The organism is Pseudoalteromonas rubra, from assembly GCF_005887115.1.
In the GTDB taxonomy this organism is placed as follows: Bacteria; Pseudomonadota; Gammaproteobacteria; order Enterobacterales; family Alteromonadaceae; genus Pseudoalteromonas; species Pseudoalteromonas rubra_F.
In genome coordinates, this window is record NZ_PNCJ01000005.1 from 94,745 (window position 1) to 115,920 (window position 21,176).

22 protein-coding genes are annotated in these 21,176 nt (G+C 48.1%); 11 read left to right on the plus strand and 11 right to left on the minus strand.

Translation table 11 applies throughout. The annotated features are described in order from the left end of the window. Complete coding sequence (locus CWB98_RS01420; RefSeq protein ID WP_138543206.1) at nt 1-1,212, plus strand: alpha/beta hydrolase-fold protein; 1,212 nt, start codon at nt 1-3, stop codon at nt 1,210-1,212. On the opposite strand, the gene CWB98_RS01425 is transcribed toward CWB98_RS01420, so the two are convergent. The 5 genes from CWB98_RS01425 to CWB98_RS01445 form a co-directional block, all read right to left on the minus strand. Further along, nucleotides 1,209-1,697 (minus strand): DUF2314 domain-containing protein, encoded by a 489-nt coding sequence (locus CWB98_RS01425; protein ID WP_054016376.1) that lies wholly within the window; start codon nt 1,695-1,697, stop codon nt 1,209-1,211. The two genes, CWB98_RS01420 and CWB98_RS01425, sit on opposite strands and share 4 nt — an antisense overlap. A gap of 148 nt (nt 1,698-1,845) precedes the next feature. Further along, complete coding sequence (locus CWB98_RS01430) at nt 1,846-2,649, minus strand: SDR family oxidoreductase (protein WP_138543207.1); 804 nt, start codon at nt 2,647-2,649, stop codon at nt 1,846-1,848. A gap of 251 nt (nt 2,650-2,900) precedes the next feature. Next, nucleotides 2,901-3,191: a YciI family protein gene (locus tag CWB98_RS01435; protein ID WP_138543208.1), complete on the minus strand. Its 291-nt coding sequence runs from the start codon at nt 3,189-3,191 to the stop codon at nt 2,901-2,903. 116 nt (nt 3,192-3,307) lie between these two features. Beyond that, nucleotides 3,308-3,673: a hypothetical protein gene (locus tag CWB98_RS01440; protein ID WP_138543209.1), complete on the minus strand. Its 366-nt coding sequence runs from the start codon at nt 3,671-3,673 to the stop codon at nt 3,308-3,310. Between the two features lie 159 nt (nt 3,674-3,832). Continuing rightward, nucleotides 3,833-4,402, minus strand: coding sequence for a uracil-DNA glycosylase family protein (locus tag CWB98_RS01445; protein WP_138543210.1), 570 nt, complete (start codon nt 4,400-4,402; stop codon nt 3,833-3,835). 230 nt (nt 4,403-4,632) lie between these two features. On the opposite strand from CWB98_RS01445, the gene CWB98_RS01450 reads away from it, so the two are divergent. The 4 genes from CWB98_RS01450 (at nt 4,633) to CWB98_RS01465 (ending at nt 8,245) form a co-directional block, all read left to right on the plus strand. Beyond that, nucleotides 4,633-4,929, plus strand: a complete 297-nt coding sequence (locus tag CWB98_RS01450; protein ID WP_138543211.1) for a hypothetical protein — start codon at nt 4,633-4,635, stop codon at nt 4,927-4,929. Nucleotides 4,930-4,931: 2 nt separating this feature from the next. Then, nucleotides 4,932-6,497, plus strand: a complete 1,566-nt coding sequence (locus CWB98_RS01455) for a PepSY-associated TM helix domain-containing protein (protein WP_138543212.1) — start codon at nt 4,932-4,934, stop codon at nt 6,495-6,497. Then, nucleotides 6,494-6,826, plus strand: coding sequence for a DUF3325 domain-containing protein (locus CWB98_RS01460; RefSeq protein ID WP_138543213.1), 333 nt, complete (start codon nt 6,494-6,496; stop codon nt 6,824-6,826). The genes CWB98_RS01455 and CWB98_RS01460 overlap by 4 nt, the downstream gene beginning before the upstream one ends. Before the next feature lie 711 nt (nt 6,827-7,537). Then, entirely contained in the window at nt 7,538-8,245 is a 708-nt protein-coding gene (locus CWB98_RS01465; protein ID WP_138543214.1) for an SDR family NAD(P)-dependent oxidoreductase, read from the plus strand. A gap of 7 nt (nt 8,246-8,252) precedes the next feature. Here the strand turns inward: CWB98_RS01465 and CWB98_RS01470 are convergent, their stop codons facing one another. Then, entirely contained in the window at nt 8,253-8,552 is a 300-nt protein-coding gene (locus CWB98_RS01470) for a hypothetical protein (RefSeq protein ID WP_138543215.1), read from the minus strand. Between the two features lie 77 nt (nt 8,553-8,629). Between CWB98_RS01470 and CWB98_RS01475 the strand changes: the two genes are divergently transcribed. Both CWB98_RS01475 and CWB98_RS01480 read left to right on the plus strand, forming a co-directional pair. Next, a complete protein-coding gene (locus tag CWB98_RS01475; protein ID WP_138543216.1) occupies nt 8,630-9,721 on the plus strand; it encodes an efflux RND transporter periplasmic adaptor subunit in 1,092 nt (363 codons plus the stop codon). Continuing rightward, nucleotides 9,718-12,846 (plus strand): efflux RND transporter permease subunit, encoded by a 3,129-nt coding sequence (locus CWB98_RS01480; protein WP_138543217.1) that lies wholly within the window; start codon nt 9,718-9,720, stop codon nt 12,844-12,846. The genes CWB98_RS01475 and CWB98_RS01480 overlap by 4 nt, the downstream gene beginning before the upstream one ends. Before the next feature lie 70 nt (nt 12,847-12,916). Here CWB98_RS01480 and CWB98_RS01485 read toward each other — a convergent pair whose 3' ends face one another. The 4 genes from CWB98_RS01485 to CWB98_RS01500 form a co-directional block, all read right to left on the minus strand. Beyond that, complete coding sequence (locus CWB98_RS01485; protein WP_138543218.1) at nt 12,917-13,306, minus strand: disulfide bond formation protein B; 390 nt, start codon at nt 13,304-13,306, stop codon at nt 12,917-12,919. 111 nt (nt 13,307-13,417) lie between these two features. Further along, nucleotides 13,418-13,924, minus strand: coding sequence for a hypothetical protein (locus tag CWB98_RS01490; RefSeq protein ID WP_138543219.1), 507 nt, complete (start codon nt 13,922-13,924; stop codon nt 13,418-13,420). A 149-nt stretch (nt 13,925-14,073) separates the two neighbouring features. Next, nucleotides 14,074-14,496, minus strand: a complete 423-nt coding sequence (locus CWB98_RS01495; RefSeq protein WP_138543220.1) for a VOC family protein — start codon at nt 14,494-14,496, stop codon at nt 14,074-14,076. A gap of 14 nt (nt 14,497-14,510) precedes the next feature. Continuing rightward, on the minus strand, nt 14,511-14,918 hold the full coding sequence (locus CWB98_RS01500; RefSeq protein ID WP_138543221.1) for a GNAT family N-acetyltransferase: 408 nt from the start codon (nt 14,916-14,918) through the stop codon (nt 14,511-14,513). Between the two features lie 254 nt (nt 14,919-15,172). Between CWB98_RS01500 and CWB98_RS01505 the strand changes: the two genes are divergently transcribed. The 3 genes from CWB98_RS01505 to CWB98_RS01515 all read left to right on the plus strand — a co-directional run bounded on the left by CWB98_RS01505 (nt 15,173) and on the right by CWB98_RS01515 (nt 17,964). Beyond that, complete coding sequence (locus CWB98_RS01505; RefSeq protein ID WP_138543222.1) at nt 15,173-16,519, plus strand: amidohydrolase family protein; 1,347 nt, start codon at nt 15,173-15,175, stop codon at nt 16,517-16,519. Between the two features lie 53 nt (nt 16,520-16,572). Beyond that, a complete protein-coding gene (locus tag CWB98_RS01510) occupies nt 16,573-17,415 on the plus strand; it encodes a hypothetical protein (RefSeq protein WP_138543223.1) in 843 nt (280 codons plus the stop codon). A 69-nt stretch (nt 17,416-17,484) separates the two neighbouring features. Next, the gene (locus tag CWB98_RS01515) at nt 17,485-17,964 is read left to right on the plus strand and encodes a hypothetical protein (protein WP_138543224.1); all 480 of its coding nucleotides are present in this window, start codon (nt 17,485-17,487) and stop codon (nt 17,962-17,964) included. Between the two features lie 20 nt (nt 17,965-17,984). Here CWB98_RS01515 and CWB98_RS01520 read toward each other — a convergent pair whose 3' ends face one another. Further along, the gene (locus CWB98_RS01520) at nt 17,985-18,842 is read right to left on the minus strand and encodes a LysR family transcriptional regulator (RefSeq protein ID WP_138543225.1); all 858 of its coding nucleotides are present in this window, start codon (nt 18,840-18,842) and stop codon (nt 17,985-17,987) included. A gap of 187 nt (nt 18,843-19,029) precedes the next feature. Here CWB98_RS01520 and CWB98_RS01525 point away from each other — a divergent pair, with 187 nt between their 5' ends. Beyond that, complete coding sequence (locus CWB98_RS01525) at nt 19,030-21,150, plus strand: TonB-dependent receptor (RefSeq protein WP_138543226.1); 2,121 nt, start codon at nt 19,030-19,032, stop codon at nt 21,148-21,150. The last annotated feature ends 26 nt before the right edge of the window (nt 21,151-21,176 follow it).

Below are 21,176 nucleotides of genomic sequence, written 5' to 3' on the forward strand. Positions count from 1 at the left end.
ATGCGCATATTACTTATCGCCATTTTGCTGGGACTGTTTTCCCAGTCACACGCTGCAACTGCCGTCTCTTTGGCGCCACTGGTTTCAGGACAGACACTCACAATAGAATCAGATATATTGAATGAAAAAAGAGAAGTAACTATTTACTTACCAAAAAACTATAATGCACAAACACGGTACCACACGCTCTATATTCTGGATGCGGAGCATTACTTTGAACAAGCTATCGGCGTGATAAGCGCCTTGCGCAACACACGTAAAATCCCAAATGTAATCCTGATTGGTGTAAAAACAAAGATCAGAGTCAGGGATTATCTGCCTCCTCTTCAAGGCCCTGCTCAGGGGCGTATGCAGTCTCATATCACTAAGCACTTCCCGGAATTTGGCAGCGCGCCCAGGTTCGCTCAGTTTTTAGAAGACGAGCTGATCCCCTGGGTTGAACGAAACTACACCGTCCACCCAACTCGGACCCTTGTTGGCCACTCGAATGCTGGGGTATTTGGCATGCATTTGCTGTTTAACCAGCCCGCTTTGTTTGCCAACTACCTGTTGGCAAGTCCGGCACCGTGGTGGAGTAGGGCGCAAATCAGTCAACTGGTTGCGCAATTTAAAAACAGCGGTTCCACACGCCACGCCAATCTATTTTTGACGCTGGGAGAGCAGGAGAGTCAGGGCTACTATGCGTATATGATGAATTTAAGCGCTCAGCTTCACAGTCACACACCTGCGGGCCTGCGTTGGCAATTCAAAATAATGCCTGGTGAAGATCACAGCAGTATCGTCTTTCCGTCGATGCTTTCGGGCTTGCCCTTTCTGTATCAAGAATTAATTTATCCAGATCTGGAGGAAACCGCTAAATACGGCGAAATTGCTAACATTCAGACCTATTTCGACACGCTGTCAAAGCGTGATGCAACACTCTACCTTGCGCCTCAATCGACGCTGGCAGATCTGGCCCACATGCAGTTTGAATATGACCGCAACACGCAGGCTATGGCAACACTGAACTACTTTACCACCCTCTATCCAGAGTCAGCGTATGCTCATCAAAGCTTGGGGCTGGGACATATGAAAATGGCTCAATATAGCCAGGCCATTGTAAGTTTTAATACGGCACTGTCACTGCTCGATGCGAACCACATTGAGGATCAAACCGTCTCTGACTTTCTGAATGAAATGGTCACAACAGCGACAAAGAAGTTATCGCTTTAAACATACTTGGCTTGCATTTCCTGAAGCTCGGCAGGCAACTCTACACCTTCACGCTCGGCGATGGCAAACATCGCCCGCTGCGTGAAGCCACCGTAGATGTTGCCGTCTTTGTCTGTGATCTGCCAGTCTTCAATGTCATCAAAGTGGCAGGTATAGTTATGTGCTAACTTTCCCTGATGTGTCACAGGAGGGGTAACCAAAAACACGCTGAGTTCATCGCCTTTTATGCCTTCAACATGCGCGCCCAGATGTTCCGAAACGCCACAATCGCTTTCGAAATCTAATTTGACAAACGCATCTTTGGGAAACTGACGGTACAGTGATTTAAATTCTTCTAATGACGCTTTAGCGTCTGCCACAGCCTGAAGCAACAAGGGATCGTTCGGATCTGTTTCCAGCGCGGGATAATCCTCTGAGCTAGAGCTGTAGCGGTTATGCAGCCAAAAAGCCAGCACAATAAAAACAACAATCAAACCCCAGTACATAAGCCTGGCTCCTTGTAATTGTGACATCTGTTAATTTGAGCTTAGCAAACTAATTCGCAGGACTAAAGCCGGTATTGGCAATATACCGGCCTGGTTTTATGCCCGTTCCACCAGCAGAACTGCCACCTGGAAAGGAACTGCGTATTACTTAGCTCGATTTAGGTGAGGCGCTGCTACCAGCCAGGATCCCGCCATCTACATTCAGTTCAATCCCTGTCACATACACGGACTCATCTGATGCGAGATACAACACGGCATAAGCAACATCAATGGCACGCCCCATATGACCAAGCGGGATGTCGGCAGCAATGCCTGCAATAGCTGCATCGCGGGCTTCTCCTTCTCCCAACATAGCATCCCACATAGGTGTTAAAATGGCGCCCGGATGCACCGAATTACAGCGGATAGGGTAATTTTGCTGAGCGCAGTACAACGCAACCGATTTGCTATGATTGCGCACCGCAGCTTTGCTTGCTGCATAGGCTGCGGCAGCTGGGATCCCCACAAGTCCTGAGCGGGAAGAAATATTCACGATACTGGCCGCACCGGACGCTTTCATCAAACGAATACCGTACTTACAACCCAGTGCAACACCATCGCTGTTGGTTTGCTGTACGGTATGCCAACTGTTCAAATCCAGATGTTCGGGATCATGTGGCCCATGCGTTTCTAAAAAGCCCGTGATCCCTGCGTTGTTGACCAGAATGTCGAGTCGACCAAACTGGTCTTGTACAAAGCGCTCAATACTTTGCCATTGTGCTTCTTCGGACACATCCAGCGGATGGAAATACGCATTTTCACCCAACTTCTCACAAAGTTGTATTGCCTCACCGGCGTGTCTATCTGTAACAATGACGATTGCTCCTTGTTCAATAAAGCATCTTGCGATCGCCGCACCAATCCCCCGGGCAGCACCTGTTACAAGGGCTATTTTATTGTCTAATCTGGCCATAATGTCCTCCGTTAGTTGATTCCTTTTAAACAAAAAAGGTAAGGCAGAGTAACCAACGCTCGGTCGTAGTTAGCCGGACAAAGAAAGCCGCAGCAGGGATATCATACAAAGCACAAAAGTGGGATAACTTGAAATGATATCGAAGTACCAAAACTGGCGTGTGGACACCCTGCTAATACACCATGCATTACGCTCATAGTCATAAACGTCAATCATAGTACTCTGTTCAGCCCTGTATAATATCAGCTGATTTATAGCGTTAGCAGTTGTGATAAACCACTGGCAGTCTTGCTTACTTCAATTTCTGTGATCTCGTAATTCGCCAGTCCGGCGAGATAAAAAGGGTCGTTGTGTAGAATTGCTTCTAACTCAGTTTGGTTCTTTGCGTTGGCGAAAATCATGCCTCCGGTTCTGGGCACTTTCCTACCAGACGCTAAAAAAACACCTTGCTGATAATACTGTTGTAAAAACTGAATATGTGCAGGTAAATGCGCATCAATTTCTTCTAATTCAACTGTGTACGTTATGTTTACGATAAACACTTGATACCACTCTTTGCGTACGTTATCAGTTTGGCTGTGTCAAAAACCACCACAAGTGTATAAGTGCTCGACTATTTTGTAAACGGTCTTTTTGGATATTTACCTTAGGCGAGATGTTAGCGGGCGCGCTTAACTTTTGGCGCAATATTAAGTAAAAAGCTGTCTTTGTTGACCAAAAAGCCACAGATGCTGCTGATTACAATAAAAATCCCATACATAGATCCTATGTACACCCAATCATTATTCTCTGCCAATAACATGACACAGGTGCCATCATTGACGAAGAAAACGTTCAGTACAGAAAATACAAATACGCTGCGGTAATAGATTAGGTTGCCAGTGTGGCTTGCAAAAGAAGAGAGGAGCAGAGCAAATAAGCCCAGGTAAAACCCAATGACCGACAGTGCACCTGTTTGGTAACTAGGGTATAACGCCAACAGGGAGAGAACGATGGCTGACCAACCCGAAATTCGATATAACATGTTCAAATCCTTTGAATATAAATTGTTAAAATTTGTAATTCTAACTCAAACCAAATTATGAGCGATACAGTACTAAATAGCAACCCATATGAGTTAATTCATTTTCCAAAAGTTTACATTATAGTGCCAAATTCCTTTAATGTTTTGGCCTTAGAACCTTCAATAATCACCCAAAATTTCCCGAACACGATTTCTTAATGCCGGTACCACATCAGTCTCAAACCAGGGCCGTTTTCGCAACCATAATTGATTTCGAGGACTTGGATGAGGCAGTGCAAGCTGCCTGGGTAAACTCGATTGCCAATCAGAGACGGCCTGTGACACGTTAACAAAATCAGTTAGATGATAGCCTTGTGCATATTGCCCAATCAATATAGAAAATTCAACTTGCTCAAATATCTCAAGCAAAGGGGCTCGCCAAGTTTGCGCACAGATTTTAGGGGGAGGCAAATCACCGGATTTACCCTTACCCGGGTAGCAAAAGGCCATGGGCACAATTGCAAACAAGGTGGGATCGTAAAACTGAGTTTCAGTGACACCCAGCCAGTCTCTGAGTCGTTTTCCACTTGCATCATTAAAGGGCTTACCCGTTTTGTGCACAGTCATACTCGGGGCCTGACCTGCAATCAATATTTTGGCTGTCGGCAGTCCCTGGATCACAGGCCTTGGCTCAAAGGGCAGCTCACCCCGACATAAAGTACACTGCCGGACACGCTCAATGATATTCAAATCTGATCTCCTTAACCGCATATTATTACCAGACCAGTATATCAAGGGTCTATCCATTTAAAGAATACCCACCTGCATTTCATAAAATACCTGGCAGCTGATTTTTGGAATTTGATATTCCATCTGGCATTAATATTTGTACATTTAACGCATTTGCTAATGATAATTACTGTTATTTATAGCGCGATTCAGTAATAATTCGCCTCCCTATTTTTGATCAAAGAACAAGTATGCCGATATCGTCTTACTTTGCTTATTTTACTGCCTATCGACTGAACGTCGTTGCCCGCTTTGCAACGGCTATTTTCGGCGGCTATGTGCTCACCGCGCTGTCCATCAGCGTGATGAGCTTGTTGCTGCCTGTTTCTGAAGTTGACGCCGTATTATTCAGTGTGTGCCTGAGTGTGCTCATTCACTGCCTTATTTTTATCGCTGTATTTGCAATAAAGCCACTACGCTTCCTCTTCGCTGGACTGCTACTGCTTACGACATTGCAATGGATGCTGCTATTGATATTAAAAGGATAACTATGAAAGACAGTTTTTTCCGCTCTATGACCTGGTTACATACCTGGGTTGGGCTGCTTTTTTGCTGGCTGCTGTGGTTAGTATTTTTTGCAGGCACTCTGAGTTTTTTCCGCCAGGAAATCTCTTTATGGAGCAAGCCAGAACTACACTCATATAGCAGTGAAGTACAAAGTTCGCAGCAAACGCTGCTGGATTATAGCTTCGAACGCCTGAATACAGAGGCACCTGACGCAGCACGTTGGTGGATCAGCCTGCCTTCTGAGCGCAACGCTCTGTTACGCGTTTCTCACTTACCTTACCCGGAGCCTGGTGAAAAAGCCAGCTGGGTAAACCACAATCTGGCGCCAGACAGCAAGGTACCTGTGACACCCAGAGAATCCAAAGGAGGCAGTTTCTTTTATAGACTGCACTTTGACTTACATTATATGGATCGGACCACAGCACGCTGGATAGTATGTCTGGCTAGCTTGTTCATGCTAGTTGCCCTGATCTCCGGGATAGTGATCCACAAACGTATTTTTAAGGATATGTTCCAGTTCAGAGTCGGCAAAGGCAGCCGAAGCTGGCTGGATGGCCACAACCTAAGTTCTGTTCTGGCCTTACCATTTCACTTGATGATCACCTACACAGGTCTGATCACACTCATATTCACGTTATTCCCCTATCCGGCGCAGACCGTCTATGAAGGTGGGGTAAAGGAATTCAGAAAAGAATTCTATCCGGAGCGGCAACGCCCAGAGCTGAGCCACCAACCTCTGACCAGCCCAGCATTTTCCGAGTCTCTGGATCACTTTTTTACTAACTGGCCGGAGCAACCCATTTCACGCATCATCATAGATCACCCTAAAGATGCCGCTGCTGTGATGAAAATTTACGGCGCGAATCGCAGTGAGATAAAAGATGAACAAGCGGTGTGGCTTTACTCTGGCAAAACAGGCGAACTACTCAATACAGTCCATCTGGAAGACAGTGCAGCAGCCCAATTGTATGGCGGTATGATAGCCATGCATACAGGTCGTCTTGCTTCCCCGGGTTTGCGTTGGCTCTACTTTTTATGTGGCCTTGCCGGCTGCGCTATGATTGCCAGTGGCTGTGTGATGTGGGCAAAGCGATTAAGAGAACGTCAGAAGCCGGCTCAACCAGCCAGCTTTGGTCTTAAGTTGGTCGAATCTCTCAATCTCGCGGCGATTATGGGACTACCGCTGGCAACCGCAGCATTCTTCTATGCTAATCGCCTGATCCCGGTAACGAACAGTGGCCGTGCAGATCAGGAAGTGTTGATGTTTTTCCTGACCTGGGCGGCCACAGCTCTGTTTGCCACGAAGTGGCGTAACACGCAAGGCTGGCGTACTCTGGCACTCATCAACGCCCTGGCCTGGCTAACACTACCACTGTGCAATGCGCTAACAACTCAAGGCAGTTTAATTAGTTACGTGAGTAATGGACAGTGGGCGCTGGCCATGTTTGATACTATGGCCTTGCTGGCCGCTGCGGTATTTTTCTGGCAAAGCAAACAGCTTCAGTCTACACAGCAGCCACAGCGTGTCCGCAGGGAGCGTACTGCATGATGTATCTGATCGCGACCTTACTGTGCTTCACCAGCTTCATGGCCTTCGCACTGGCTAAAACACCGCACTACAAAGCCGTGTTTGGCACTCGACCAGAGCATGCGCTAAGTCGGCGCTACCTGATCATAGCGTGGATCATACTTTTACTAACATTGGTGATAAATGTTAGTCAGGCTGCAGGATATGGCAGCCTGATGTTTTGCGGCCAGATGGCTTTCTCTGTATTGTTTCTGGCCTGTTTACTCACGTTTCGACCAAAGTGGATGAGATCACTATTTTACCTACTACCGGCCGCGATACTCCTGATTTCAATACTACACGCTGTATAAAATGTTAAGGGGCTGAAGCTTTTCCAGCCCCTTAAAATATCATATATATCAAACTGTTAGCAAAGAACCCTCTAGAACAACTCACATAATTCAGAGCAAAAAATTACCAAGTTGCTCAAAAAGCACACGTACGTCAAAGCGATTTTCATCCCAACTCCAGCCAAATCACATCCCACACTTAGTAAAAAAGCCAATCCATGCCAACTTTCAGGACTCGTTACTTAGTAAAATAATGATCTCTGCGCCCAGAACTCCTTTTTAGTTGGTAAAAATACGATCTGAGAAATGAGAAGTTGGTAAATGAGTGATCTATGGTGCGATCCTGCAGTCTTATCAGTTAGTAAAAATACGATCCCAAACTGACAGTGCTATGTTTTATCATCCATTTATAGAGCAAATACCGCCAAAATACGCAGACAACGACCTAACCCTTATTCAGAATCAAGCACGGAACCTCATGAGTTGGTAAATTCTTGATCTGAGCCGGCTTAGTTAGTTATTTACTGATCTGAATACTGACCAAGTTAGTTAAATCGCGATCTATGCAGACTCATAAGTTAGTAAAATTGTGATCCATTGGCTGACTAGTGAGGTTTCATAGCCCGCTCAGATTGAGTTAGTAAAAACCCGATCTCTATAGACAGATCCAACCGGTTGTTTGGTCCGTTTAATACACGTGTAAAGCAAAACAGATAGTTAAAAGGAGCTCGAGTGAAAGTCTTAATTGTTGGCGGGTCAGGTGGAATAGGGCAGGCTCTGGTTAAGCGTTTTGCCAATACGCTGCCTGATACTCAGGTTTATGCAACATATAGAACCGCACAGCCCACTATCACATTGGACAATGTAAGATGGATTCAAGTCGATGCGAGTAAGGAAAGCGATGTCAGTGACTTAGCAGGGCAGCTTCAACAGCTGGATATACTCATCAATGCCACGGGGCTGCTGCATAGCCAGGATAAGCTACCAGAGAAGTCTATTCAGGAATTCGACCCCGATTTTTTTAATGAGAATCTGCAGGCAAACACAGTGCCGACTTTGCTGTTAGCCAAACATTTTGCCAAAGCGCTCAAAGCAAAACACCCGACTTATTTTGTTGCATTGTCAGCCCGAATCGGCAGTATTTCTGACAACCGTTTGGGTGGCTGGATCAGCTATCGAAGTGCCAAAGCCGCCCTGAACATGGCGCTGAAAACCATTAGTATAGAGTGGCGTTATAAACTGCCACATTGCTGTGTGCTGTCATTCCACCCGGGTACAACCGATACCGCCTTGTCAGTGCCTTTCCAAAAAAACGTTCCTGCAGGCAAGCTGTTTACTGCCGATTTCGTGGCAGAAAGCTTGATAGACCTGATTCACAGTAAGCAAGCATCAGACAGTGGCGGCTTTTATAGCTATGATGGTTCAGCAATTACCTGGTAAACCATTGTCAGAACTTGAACGGGCCATACATCTGCACGTGTCCGTTCAGGCCGTTATGCACACTAATATAACGAGTCCAGGGCCCTATCTTATACAAATAATACCCCCTGCTATCAGAGGCCTCTTTATTGGCCACAGCACATACCTGCTCGGGTCGAATCTTAAACGTCCTGTTCGTTTTGGCTTCTTCAAAATCGGCACTAAGGAGCTGCTCATAGACGAACCGTTTGTCAGCAGCAGAACAATCAGCCGCACCTGCCATGCTCGTAAAGGAGGCCAGTAATCCCATAAATAGCAAAAATCTCATGTTTAGTCGCAAATCGCATGCTTATTGGTCAAAAGACCCATAGAATTAAATGAAAACTATTATCATTAGAGGCTTATATGCATATTTCCGCACGCGTAATCGCAAGCGTCATGCTAATCACCACAATGTTGCTTTACTCACACTCGGGGTTAGCGCAAGCTACACTGGTTGAGGTTTACACACCCAGTGCCACAAAGCAACCCAGGGTGATGACCCTCAGCGGCTCCGTCGAAGCCAGACACAACGCACAATTGGCCAGTCAGGAGTCAGGGCTAGTACAGACCTTGCTCGTAGACGCAGGAGACACCGTCAGTAAAGGCGATCCATTGCTAAAGCTGGATGCCACACTGGCAGAGTTAAATCTGGCACAGGCAAAGGCCGGTGCGCAGGCAGCCACGGTTTCGGTCAATGAGGCACAGCGTCTGTTGGATGAAGTTGCAGCCCTCTCCAAAAAGCAAAGTGTGGCACAAACGCTCATTGGCGAGCGCACCGCAGCACTGGCAAACGCTAAGGCTGAACAGATAAAACAACAAGCTCTGGTTGCCCTGGCACAGGAAAGACTAAACCGTCATACGCTGTATGCCCCCTTTACAGGCGTAATAGGGCAACGTTCTGTGGATATGGGCGAATGGGTCACACCGGGTGATCAGCTCTTTACACTGGTCGCAGAGTCAGACTTGCGCATTGTGGTCAATGTCCCGCAGGAGTACTTTCCTCTGTTACGCTCAACCCCCAGGCTACCAGTTATGGTGACGCCCGATATCAATGCAGCTAAGCCCATCAAGGCTGAGATCAGTCGCATTGTTGCCGTCACAGATCCATCCAGCCGGACCTTTACGGCACACATAGATTTGACCGATACCATGTCAGTCCATGCTCAATTTACACCAGGCATGTCGGCCCAAGCTGACCTGCTCCTGAGTGCACAAGATGGTGCCGTATGGATCCCTAAAAAGGCGGTTAAACAGCACCCGGATGGCGGTAGCAGCGTATTTATTGCCAACAACAATACAGCCAAACGTAAAATAGTGACCATTACAGCTTCACGACCAGACTATGTTGCAGTGACCGGCCTGACGGGTAATGAGTCGGTGATCACCACTGGTATCGAGCTATTAAAAGAAGGCACACAACTGCAAATCAGCGCCAGAGCAGGGAATCTACAATGATTGAATCAGCGGTAAAACGCGGCACCTTAGTGGCCGTGGTGGTGCTGATCACCACCATTTTGGGTCTGGTATCCGCTTTGAACATTCCCGTTCAGATGATCCCGGACCTGGAAGTCAGAACCATTACGGTACAAACGGGCTGGCCCGGTGCAACCCCGCAAGATGTGGAAAAAGAGATCCTGATAGAGCAGGAGCGTTACCTGCGCAGCTTACCGAACCTGCAGCGCATGATCTCGTTTGCCGAAATGGGCGAAGCGACTATAGAGCTGGAGTTCCCTTTTGGCGTTGAGGTCAACGACGCCCTGATCCGAGTAAACAATGCGCTCAGCCAGGTGCCCGCTTATCCCGAAAATGTCGATCAGCCACGGCTGTTTTCCAGTTCTTTCTCTAGTAACGCCTTTATGTTCTTCCTGCTTAAACCGCAAGCCGGCAATCCATTACAGCTGGACATGGATTTGCTGCGGGACTATGCCGAAGACTACATTCGGCCACGCATGGAAAGCGTCACAGGCGTCTCAGAAGTTCGTATTGGCGGTGGTGCACAACGACAAATCCAGATTAAGGTCGACGCAGCACGTCTGGCTCAACGTGGCATTAGTCTGAGCGACGTCAGAACCGTGATCCGCGACCGGAACCGTGATACCTCTGGCGGTGATATCGAAAGTGGCGAAAGCCGTTATCTGTTGCGTGTGATTGGCCGCTTTGAGCAACTTAATGAACTGGAAAACCTGATCATCAAACGTGATGGCAATGCCAATGTACTGCTCAAAGATGTTGCCAGCGTCACGCTGGACCACTTCGAAACCCGCGGTGTAAGCTATTCAAACGGCGAGCGTACTTTACGCCTGTCGGTACGACGCGAAAGTGGCTCCAATGTACTTGATATCAAAGAGCAGATGCTGCCAGTAGTTGAAGAAATTAACCAACAATTGCTCGCGCAAAATGGCCTGGAATTGAAATTACTGAGCGACGATGTCCGCTATGTAAAAAGCTCACTGGAGAACGTCTGGACCAATCTGGCGTTAGGTGCACTGCTGGCAACCCTGGTGATGTACTTCTTCCTGCGTTCTGGCCGCGCGACGCTGGTTGGTGTGATGGGGATCCCATTATGTACCATCGCAGCCTTTTTTGCCCTGATGAGCTTTGGCCGCACCATCAATGTTATCTCTCTGGCCGGGGTCGCCTTTGCTATCGGCATGACGGTGGACAACACCATAGTGGTGTTAGAATCTATCGTTCAGGCCAAACGTGAAGGGATCAGCCGACGCTTAGCTGCCATCAATGGCGTGAAGGAAGTCTGGCCTGCAGTACTGGCATCAACCGCCACCACAGTATTGGTTTTCGCACCGATTTTATTTGTGCAACAGGAAGCTGGCCAACTCTACTCAGACATTGCGATTGCCATTTCTGGCGCCATCATTGCTTCCATGCTTGTGGCCATTTTTGTCGTCCCCGTCGCACTGGCAAACTTTGGTAAGCAGCAAGATCTGGAAGAAAAACGTCAAGTTGAATTGGGTACCTACTGGTTGAAGTTGTCACAGCTATTCACCCGCACGACCACCCAGGCACGCATTGCCAGCGCTGCGTTTATCGTGGTTATTATGGGTCTGGCCACAACTTTGATGCCAGCTGCCGAATATTTGCCAGAAGGTGAAGAGCCCAAGGCGTTCTCTATGATGATTGCGCCCCCGAACTACAACCTGACCGAAATGGAAAAAATTGGTACGGAACTGCGCGGCTATTTTGATGGCTTTGTGCAGGCAGATAACGCAGATTTTCTGGCAGGGAAGACTGATATGCCGCCACTGGAGTACTACTCCATGTCAGTGTCAGTTGGGCGGATCTGGTTCTTAAGTGCCCCCGTTGAACCTGAGCATATTAATCAGATGATGAACGCCATTACGGATAAATTCAGAAGTTACGAGGGCATGCGTGCGTTCTCTGCCCGAGGTTCGATTATTTCCAGCAATGATGGCGGTACACGTGCCGTGGCGGTCGATATTGCCGGTGCAAACATCACAGACCTCTATAGCGCGGCAGAAGCAGTCTATGCCGAAGCGGATAAATTGTTTGATAAGCCACAGATCAACTCTGACCCCAGATCACTGACACTCGACCAGCCACTCATCGAGATCCAGCCTCGCTGGGCAAGACTGGCTGAGCTGGGGCTGGATAACCGGGACTTTGGGTATGCCGTGGCTGCGATGAGTGATGGTGCTTATGTAGATGAGTTCATCCTTAACGATGATAAAGTCGACATGTTCCTGTTCAGTGGCTCGGGCAATCGCCAGACCATAGAGCAGCTCTCCACAACACCTATCATCACCCCCAACGGACAGGTGCTACCGCTCAATGCACTGGCCGATCTGGTTGAAAGTAAGAACAGTAATTCCGTGCGTCGTGTTGATGGTAACCGGACCGTCACCGTATACATCATCCCACCGCGAGACGTTGCGCTGGAAACGGCCGAGCAAATTGTGCGTCAGCAACTGTTACCTAACCTCTGGCAACAGGGCAAGATTGCTCAGGGTATTAAGGTCAACATCAGTGGTGCCGCAGATCAGTTAGAGGCCACCAAAGCCTCTCTGTCTGGCAACTTCGTCATAGCACTGGTGCTGAGTTACCTGCTGTTGGTGGCCATTTTTACCCACTGGCGCTATCCGTTGTTTATCCTGGCAACCGTTCCTTTAGGCATGGCCGGTGGCTTACTAGGGCTGGTGACCGTTAATGGCATTAATAGCACCTTGTCGGCCATAGGGCTCAGTGCCTTCCATCAGCCATTTGATATGATCACTATGCTGGGCTTTTTGATCTTACTGGGCACGGTGGTGAATAACCCCATCCTGATCGTCGACCAGACCCGTCGTTATGTGATGGAGCAGGGAATGAAGGTCAAAGAAGCGGTCCAGCAGGCCGTGGCAAAACGTCTCAGACCAATATTAATGTCAACGACCACAACCATTTTCGGCCTGGCACCTCTGGTGCTTATCCCAGGAGAAGGAACCGAGTTGTATCGCGGTGTGGGAATTATCGTACTCAGTGGTATTTTGGTTTCAACGCTGCTCAGCCTGACTTTTTTACCGGCACTGCTGGTTGCTGTTATTAAGGACGAAAAACCGGCTTAAAAACAACCCGGCCCGGAGCACAATGCTTCGGGCTGGGTTGTTAGGTTTTGCATATAGCCTACAAGGCAGCTTATTTTTTCTGTGTGGTGGCCAGCCAGACTAACCCTATGATTGCCGTCATTGCCAACCCTGAAAGCAGGAAAGGGTCAATAATCAGGGTATCATTAAATTCAAACTTGCCAGCTGAAATCTTTTTCCAGCCCATAAAGTGCTGATTTGCAGCAACAACAGCCCCAAAGAAACCAAATACCAACGCAGCATATTTACCTAACCAGTGACGCGCCGCCCCTGTTAACAAAATCAAGCCAAGCAGACCAATGACTGTGCGTTGCACGCGACAATAAGGACATACATAAACGGCCCCCATTAACTCAACCGTCCAGGCAAGAACGGATATCCCAATAGCAGCAAGGCCCAGCCACTTCGCATGGCGGGTATAGGTTTCTAACTCAAATAACATCTATTTACTCTTTTTCTGTGGCACTGACAGAAAGATCTCCGCCAGAAAAAAACAGTTATACAATAACATATTCCAATTGAAGATATTAAATAGCTTTTTTGAATAAGAGAATTAACGACGTCTCATCGCTGTAAAAATAGCAATCACAAATGACACCGCCACCAAATCTACCTCGACCACACTCAACTTCATTGTGCTGGCTTTCATCTCAAGCTCAAATGTAGAAGACAACAGCAAACCAAAACCTACCTGGGTTTCACCAATCAAATCCCGATTGATACCCAGATTGATTGCCCCCATTCCGGTGTAGGTATATGCAAATGCACCGAGCTGAACACTGACAACCTGCAAGGCCTGATTCAGAATAGACAAAAAGTACCACTTTACCTGCGACGTGATCGCGGTGTAACCAGCAATGGCATTCAGGAAAATCAAAGGTAGTCCAGTGAGCGTTACTGGTGCGCTCTCTCCCTCAGCAAAAAAACCGACCACCAATACTATAGTCATCACCAGTGCTGCCAGTAACTGCACATAACCCACGACCTTAACTCGCTCCTTAATAAACTGAAGCTTACGACTGGTCTTAGATGTAGTCTGATATTGATTTGGGTTCTGCATAAACGCTGAATACTCATCTGAGTCAAACGAGGCGGCATACACTCATTCTTTGAGCATCTCATTTGCCGTATGGTTCAACTGAAAAAATAAAAACAAGGTCGCGCGAGTGTACCTTATTTATTCAAACTCAGCAGCTAAGTGTGCAGATATTATCTGCACCGTTTCGACATAGGATGCCCGCAGGTATACTCAATTAGATCCCACAAGTTCCCATATAAGTCCTCAAATACAGCGACTGTGCCATAGTCCTGCACAGCGGGCTCACGCACAAACTGAACCCCCTCAGCTTTCATCGCTTCATAGTCTCGCCAAAAGTCGTCAGTGCTTAAAAACAAAAACACACGGCCGCCCGCCTGGTCGCCAACAAAGCGTTTTTGTTCTGGTTTCGAGGCTTTTGCAAGCAATAAAGCAACTCCCTGAGAATTAGGCGGTGCGACCACTACCCAGCGCTTATCTTGCTCCGCCTGATAGGTATCCTCTATAAGCTCAAACTTGAGTTTACCGACATAAAAGTCGAGCGCTTCGTCGTAGTCGTTGACCACCAGCGCGATGTGCGCAATGTTCTGTTTCATCGTGACCCTTGCGTTTATTTGTAAGGCTGGAACTTTTTGGTCATGCCCTGGCTCTTCGGTGCGACCAAGCGATACCCCAATTTTTCGTAGAATACGGGCTCATCGGCAATCATAGAGACATAAGAGCCTGGCAGTGCAACAGACGACAAATACGCATCAATCGACTCCATCACTCGACGACCCAGCCCCTGCCCCTGATAAGCAGGGTCGACTGCCACGTCAACCACTTCAAAATTACAGGCACCATCACCAACCACCCGACCCATCGCAATCAGTTTTTCACCATCGCGGACCGAAACACCATAAAGTGTGTTTGGTAAGCCAATTTCAGCCGCTTCCAGCGACTTTGGTGAGAGCCCGGCCTTAACACGCATATCGCAATATTCCTGGGCAGAGGGTACTTGTTGTATCAATTCTAGCATCACGTTCGTCTCCTATTTAGGTATATAGTAAATCATAACAAACTGTATATAAAAACAGTATAATGAAAATAAATCTTACAATATCACAATACGTCTTATTGAACCTGCTCTGGCGCCTGCTTAAGCTGTGTCAACCCCCTTTACATTACGTAATCCGGCCTATTTAACGTTGCGCGGTATCTGCTAAATAGGCACACTAGGGCGTTGGATATAACACTAATAAAAAACACTTTTTCTGCTCAAGGATCCAGATAATGAAAACATTAGTAACAAAGTTAATAGGCATACTCAGTGGTGCCATGCTCACGCTCTCGGCAACGCAAATGAGTTACGCAGCTGATATGCCAACCCCTTCTCCGGATACACTGCTACTCACTCAGGTTCAGATAGTCGATGTCGACCAGCAAAAAATCCGCCGTGGTGCCGTGTTAATTGAGCAAGGCAGGATAGCCGCTGAATACTCAGTGCCTCCAGCCGACTTTAAAGGTCAAATACTCGAACTGAACAACCGCTGGCTAATCCCGGGACTGATCGACATGCATGTTCATGCGTTTGGCAACCGGGCTCCCCATGCTAAATCAGATTTTGCCGGCACGGAAAAAATCTCCCAACGCGTGCTGTATGCCGGAGTAACCGGATTTTTAGACTTATTTGGACATGAACTAGGCCAGATAACCGCACGACAACAACAAAGAGCCGGTGCATTTTTGGGGGCCGATATATACAGCAGTTTATCTTGTTTGACCGCGCCAAAAGGTCATTGTACAGAATACGGCCTGGAAACACGCACTATGTCGACCCCTGAAGAAGCCATAGCTCAGGTACAAAGTCTGGCCAAAGCCAAACCCGATGTGATTAAAGTGGTATATCAACCCAGTGACGATCAACCCTCAATTGACAAAGCGACCTTTGCTGCCATCGTCCAGCAAAGTAACCAGTTGGGGATCAAGACCATTGTTCACCTTAAAACCTGGCAGGAGGTCAGTGATGCCCTCGAAGTGGGCGCCACTGCCTTTACACACATTCCCGGTACCCCCATCCCAACAGGGCTGGCAGATAAAATAGCCAAGGCAAAGATGGTGGTGATCCCCACAATGACAGTTCACACCGATTTGACGGATTTTCTGTTCGATAAAACAGTGATCGCCTCAGAGCTGCTGCAAGCCATGACCACCCCAGCCATCATTGCAGGTTACCAGAGCGAAGAAACCATGAAGAAGTGGGGCGACCGGGAGGCCAAATGGCGTAAGCAGGACGCACAACGAACCGCTAACCTGGCCGCACTGGTAACAGCCGGTGTAACCGTTTTAGCAGGCACTGACGCCGGTAACTACGGTACTATTCAGGGTTATTCTGTGCACAGAGAAATGCTGAAATTCACCCAGGCTGGCATGACAAACTGGCAAGCACTGGCAGCAGCCACCACACGCTCAGGTTCCTTTCTGGGCATTGATAACACACTGCAAACCGGTGCTCAGGCAAGCTTTGTGATCCTCGATGCTTCGCCGATAGAGGATATTCAGAATACCCAAAAAATTCACGCCGTGATCCATCAGGGCAAAGTGGTGGACCGGGAGCAGACACTTAAAAACGGATTTTAATCTCGGGCGCCGCCTCCATGAAGCGGCACCTTTCATCAACAGGTAGCCTTTTTATGCGTAGTACTCTTATTGGCATGCTGACAGGCCTGTGTCTTTTTGTTTGTGCACAGCTCTTTTACCCAAAAGAACAGAATGACGCCGAGAATATCAACGGTGCAGATTCCATTGTCAAACAAGTTCAGTATCCAGACCTGACGAATAAAATGGTCAGTACGACACGCCAGCAACCCGAGCAGGTGCAGACCAAGTCAGCTGAAACATGGTTTAAACACGCCATGCAAATACGCCAGTGTCGCAACGTTCCGCGTAACGACGAAGCATTCAATCAATGGCTTGAAGAGGCATTATCTCGCGATGAAGTGCACGAGATAATCGAAACCATGACAACCAGATATCAACGCTGCCTGAACAATACAAGCCGCGATGAAAACTATGTGCAGAAGCTAATAAACGCAGCCCAAATGGGCTCTGATAAAGCAGCCGATACACTGTGGCGGCTAGCCCCGACAGAAGTGCATCAGGCACTGAATTTCAGCACACTCACCAGAGACGAACAGGTTGCTCATATGAAAGCATTCACGGCACAAAAATATCAGGTGACTGAACAAGTCGCATTGCTGGGTGGGGAGAAAGCGACCTTACAATTGATCCGTGGCTATCAGTACCTGGACCCTGATACTGGCGGACAAAACTATATTCAGGCACTGGCTTACAGTCATTACTTTTTGCAAACCTATCAGGACAGTGGGGTATATAGTCGCGTTGAGTGGACAAGAAATTACCTGGAACAACGCATGACGCTGGATGAAATCATGCAGGCACAGCAACTGGCCGGTGAGTTACACAATCACTGGTCACGCATGGGTGCTATTGGGTTTGCCTATCACACAGATTGATAACTTCTATTTTATTAATTTGCCTCGCTTTTTTAAAGTTGGGGAACTAACAAAACAGGAGATCATACAATGAATAGTACCATCCAACACACTCTGCGCGCTTTGTCTCTAACTACGCTGGTCGCCGCGTCTTCAGCACTCGCAGATGCAGGCGACTGGATAAAACGAAGCGGCAATTTTACAACCTTGCAAAACAACGCCAACACAGCAGAACTTTTTGTAGTGTACCCACAAATGCATGGTGGCAACTGTGGTATAGGCATTGCTCTCAACAGACGCAACAGCTACACCGATAATTATCAAACCCTGGCCGATAACCTGGTCGTCGATAATTACTACCCCAACAGCGAGGGTTCTACAGAGCTGAGCCTGGGCACACAAACACGCGCCGGGATGACTTATACATTCGATCTAACGACTCAATACTATGGCACAGTTGTTACCATACGCACCAAAGGCGGCGAAACCTTTGGCGAACTGTTTGAAAAGCTGTCAAATAACCCGGATGTACATGCCGTTGTCAGCGCCATTGACTGTGACCAAATATAACGCCTCTGACAAGGTAAACGTCAATCAGATAGCAGCTGTTTAATCTCGCGATGCAACTGTGAACTGACCGCATAATTTTGCTTATCAGCACGATAAATAAAGCACAGCTCATCCGGAACTGGCTTTATTTTTGCGCTATACGTTGTCAGGGGCGCCGGTGCGCGCCTGGCAACGCGCTCAGGTAAAATCCCCAAACCCAGCCCATTGGCAACTAAGGCAGAGATCACTTCAAGGTTGTTAGACGCAATCTGATGATGGTGAAAGTCAGGCAGAGACTTAAGCAGTTGCTGTGTTTGCTTGAGATTCGGGTCGCAATACAAAGGCAATGATTCGCGCTCTGTGACATCCGAGGATTGCGCACACCAGAGTGTCACATTATCAAATAACAAACTGTGGATCACCAGCTCAGGGTGTCTGACGGGATTAATGACCAATGCAAAGTCGATTTCATGACTGATCACTTGCTCAGTCACTTTCCTTGACAAGTCATGGACCAGATTGAATATCAAACCAGGGTACTTAGTGCGTAAGGGCCCAAGTATGTGAGGCAGTGTATAGAGTGCCACTGAAGGGTGGCAGCCCAGGGTGAAGGTCCCGACCATTTCACTGTTTGCCTGGTAGACGTTCGACTTCAGCTGGCTCCAGTCAGCCATAAAACGCTGTCCTTGTTCCTGCAATACTTCACCCGCTTTGGTCAATGCCACACCGTTTTTGTGTCGAACCAGCAAATCGGTGCCAAAACTCTGTTCCAGTCTTTTCATCGCGGCACTGACACTGGGCTGGGTGATCCCCAGACGCTCTGAAGCACGAGATAAATTTCTCGTACCGGCCACTTCGATAAAATAGCGTATATCTTCAAAATTGGGCGTATGGGGCATAACTCACCACCGATAAGTCTTCATCAACCTACGGAAGTTAACACATATTTTACCAATGTACCCAAATTGATTTATTCTCTCAGCAAAGATCACGATACAAGCCTTTACCGTATACCGACCGCATAATTTGTACATTTTTACATGGCAGGATTATCATCCAGCTCCCTGAACGAATAAAGAGGTCTTCATGAAACCCGGTTTGACTGTTTCTGCGTTAACGTTTGCCTTGCTACAGGCGTATTCAGCACAGGTTGCTGCTGACACAGCAGGTATCGACCAGATAGAAAAAATCACGGTTACATCAACCCGTACAGCCAAAGCCAATACCGATCTGGCGCTGAGTGTGGGTCAGGTATCCGAGCAAACCATTGCTGACGACAATGCGCAGCATATCTCCGAGTCATTGCAAACCATACCGGGGGTTTTGATCAATCAGCTGTCGGGTGGACAAGGGCACAACGCAGCCGTACGTATGCCGATTAATTTTGATGGCTACACCTTATATTTGCAGGATAATATCCCGCTGCAATCAGCAGCCTTTTACACTCATAACGCGCTGTGGTGGACCAGCAGTAACATTGGTCTGTCACGTCTTGAAGTACTGCGTGGGGCAGGAACCAGCCTGCATGGCTCAGGCGCGGTAGCAGCCACCGTCAATGTACTGTCGAAGCCGGTTTCAGCAGACAAAAACTCTCTTGGTCTGACACTGGGTGAACATGGTTATTCAAGGATAAATGGCAGCACGACATGGCTGGATGACAACCAGGGTGGATTGCGCGTATCGGCGGCCTATCTGGAAAATGACGGCTGGCGAGATCATAACGCCGTTGAAAAAGCCGAGCTGGACGTACGTCATGAATATCAACTGGACGACAAACAAAGTCTGACAACCTCGCTGATAGCCTCGTCGCTTGATCAGCAGATCCTGACCACACTCAGCATAGAGCAGTTTGAACAAGATCCCTCCCAGTCAGGTCTGCCTGACGAAGTGATCGACCTGGATCCGCGCAGAACCACGGATTATATGCGCCTCAGCACGGAATATCTGTATGAGGATAAAAACCTGAGCGTATCCCTTATTCCTTATGCGCGTCACCGCACATTAGAACACCTCGCTACCTGGCAGCCCAATTTCCCGGTAGAAGAAACGGAAGTCACCACATTCGGCCTGCTTGCACTGGCCAGCTGGTCTCATCAAAACAGTGCTCTGACGACGCTCGGCGTTGACTTAGAACATACTTCCGGAGATACCTACTCATTTCAGCCCACCACCAGAATCACCACTGGACGAGGCGCAGCGACATACCCACAAGGGCATGTGTTCTACAACGACACCACCACCTTCAAAAGCGTATCTCCTTATATCCAGCACCTCGGCTATCTTACCGACGCGCTCAGCTATACTCTGGGGGCACGGTTTGACCACAGCCAATACGAGTTCGACAATGCCTTGCCTAAATACAAAGACGATGGCTTTGGTAATCGCTCCATAGCCTCGCGTAAAGACACCTTTAGTCATCTCAGCCCTAAGCTGAGCCTTAACTATTTGCTTAACGCACACTCCAGTGTTTACGTGCGCTTTGCCAATGCGATGCGATTACCCACAGCCCCTGAAATGTATCACCTGAAAAGTCGCCAGAGCAGTGCACAGCTGGGCAGCCTGAAAGAAGAAACGTCCGATACTTATGAGCTGGGCTACAAAGCGAACCTGGATGCGTTGTCGATTGAGCTGGCCTACTATCTGATGGATGTGGACGACGCCATTGTTACGGCATTCAGCGATCTGGGCGCCTCATACCGCGTAAATGCATCCAGTGTCAGACATAAAGGTTTTGAGCTTGGGCTGAACTACCAGTTTAACCGCGCATTTTCTGCCGCGCTGGCATACAGCCAGTCTGATCATGAATTCCGTCATTACATTCGTGATGAAGGGCGGGTTCACCGCGAGACGGGCGAGTCGATGGAACAAGATTTGTCGGGCAACAGCCTCCACATGGCACCGGAATATGTCGCTAATTTCAGGCTCAACTACACCAGCCAGACCATCAAGGGACTCAGGCTAACTGCGGAAGTCAAAAGCATCGGCGATTATTACCTGAGCGTTGAAAATACCGACACTTACTCGGGCTACACGGTGTTTAATCTCAAGGCCAACTACCGGCTCAACAAGCGCGTGAAACTCCACGCCCGGATAGCGAATCTCACCGACAAAACCTATGCGTTGCAAAACGAGGAGCGCTTTGGCCGAACCCGAATTCAACCTGGTATGCCACGTACGGCATATGTCGGTATCAGCTATGACTTTTAACTATCTATAAGTAGTAACAAACGACG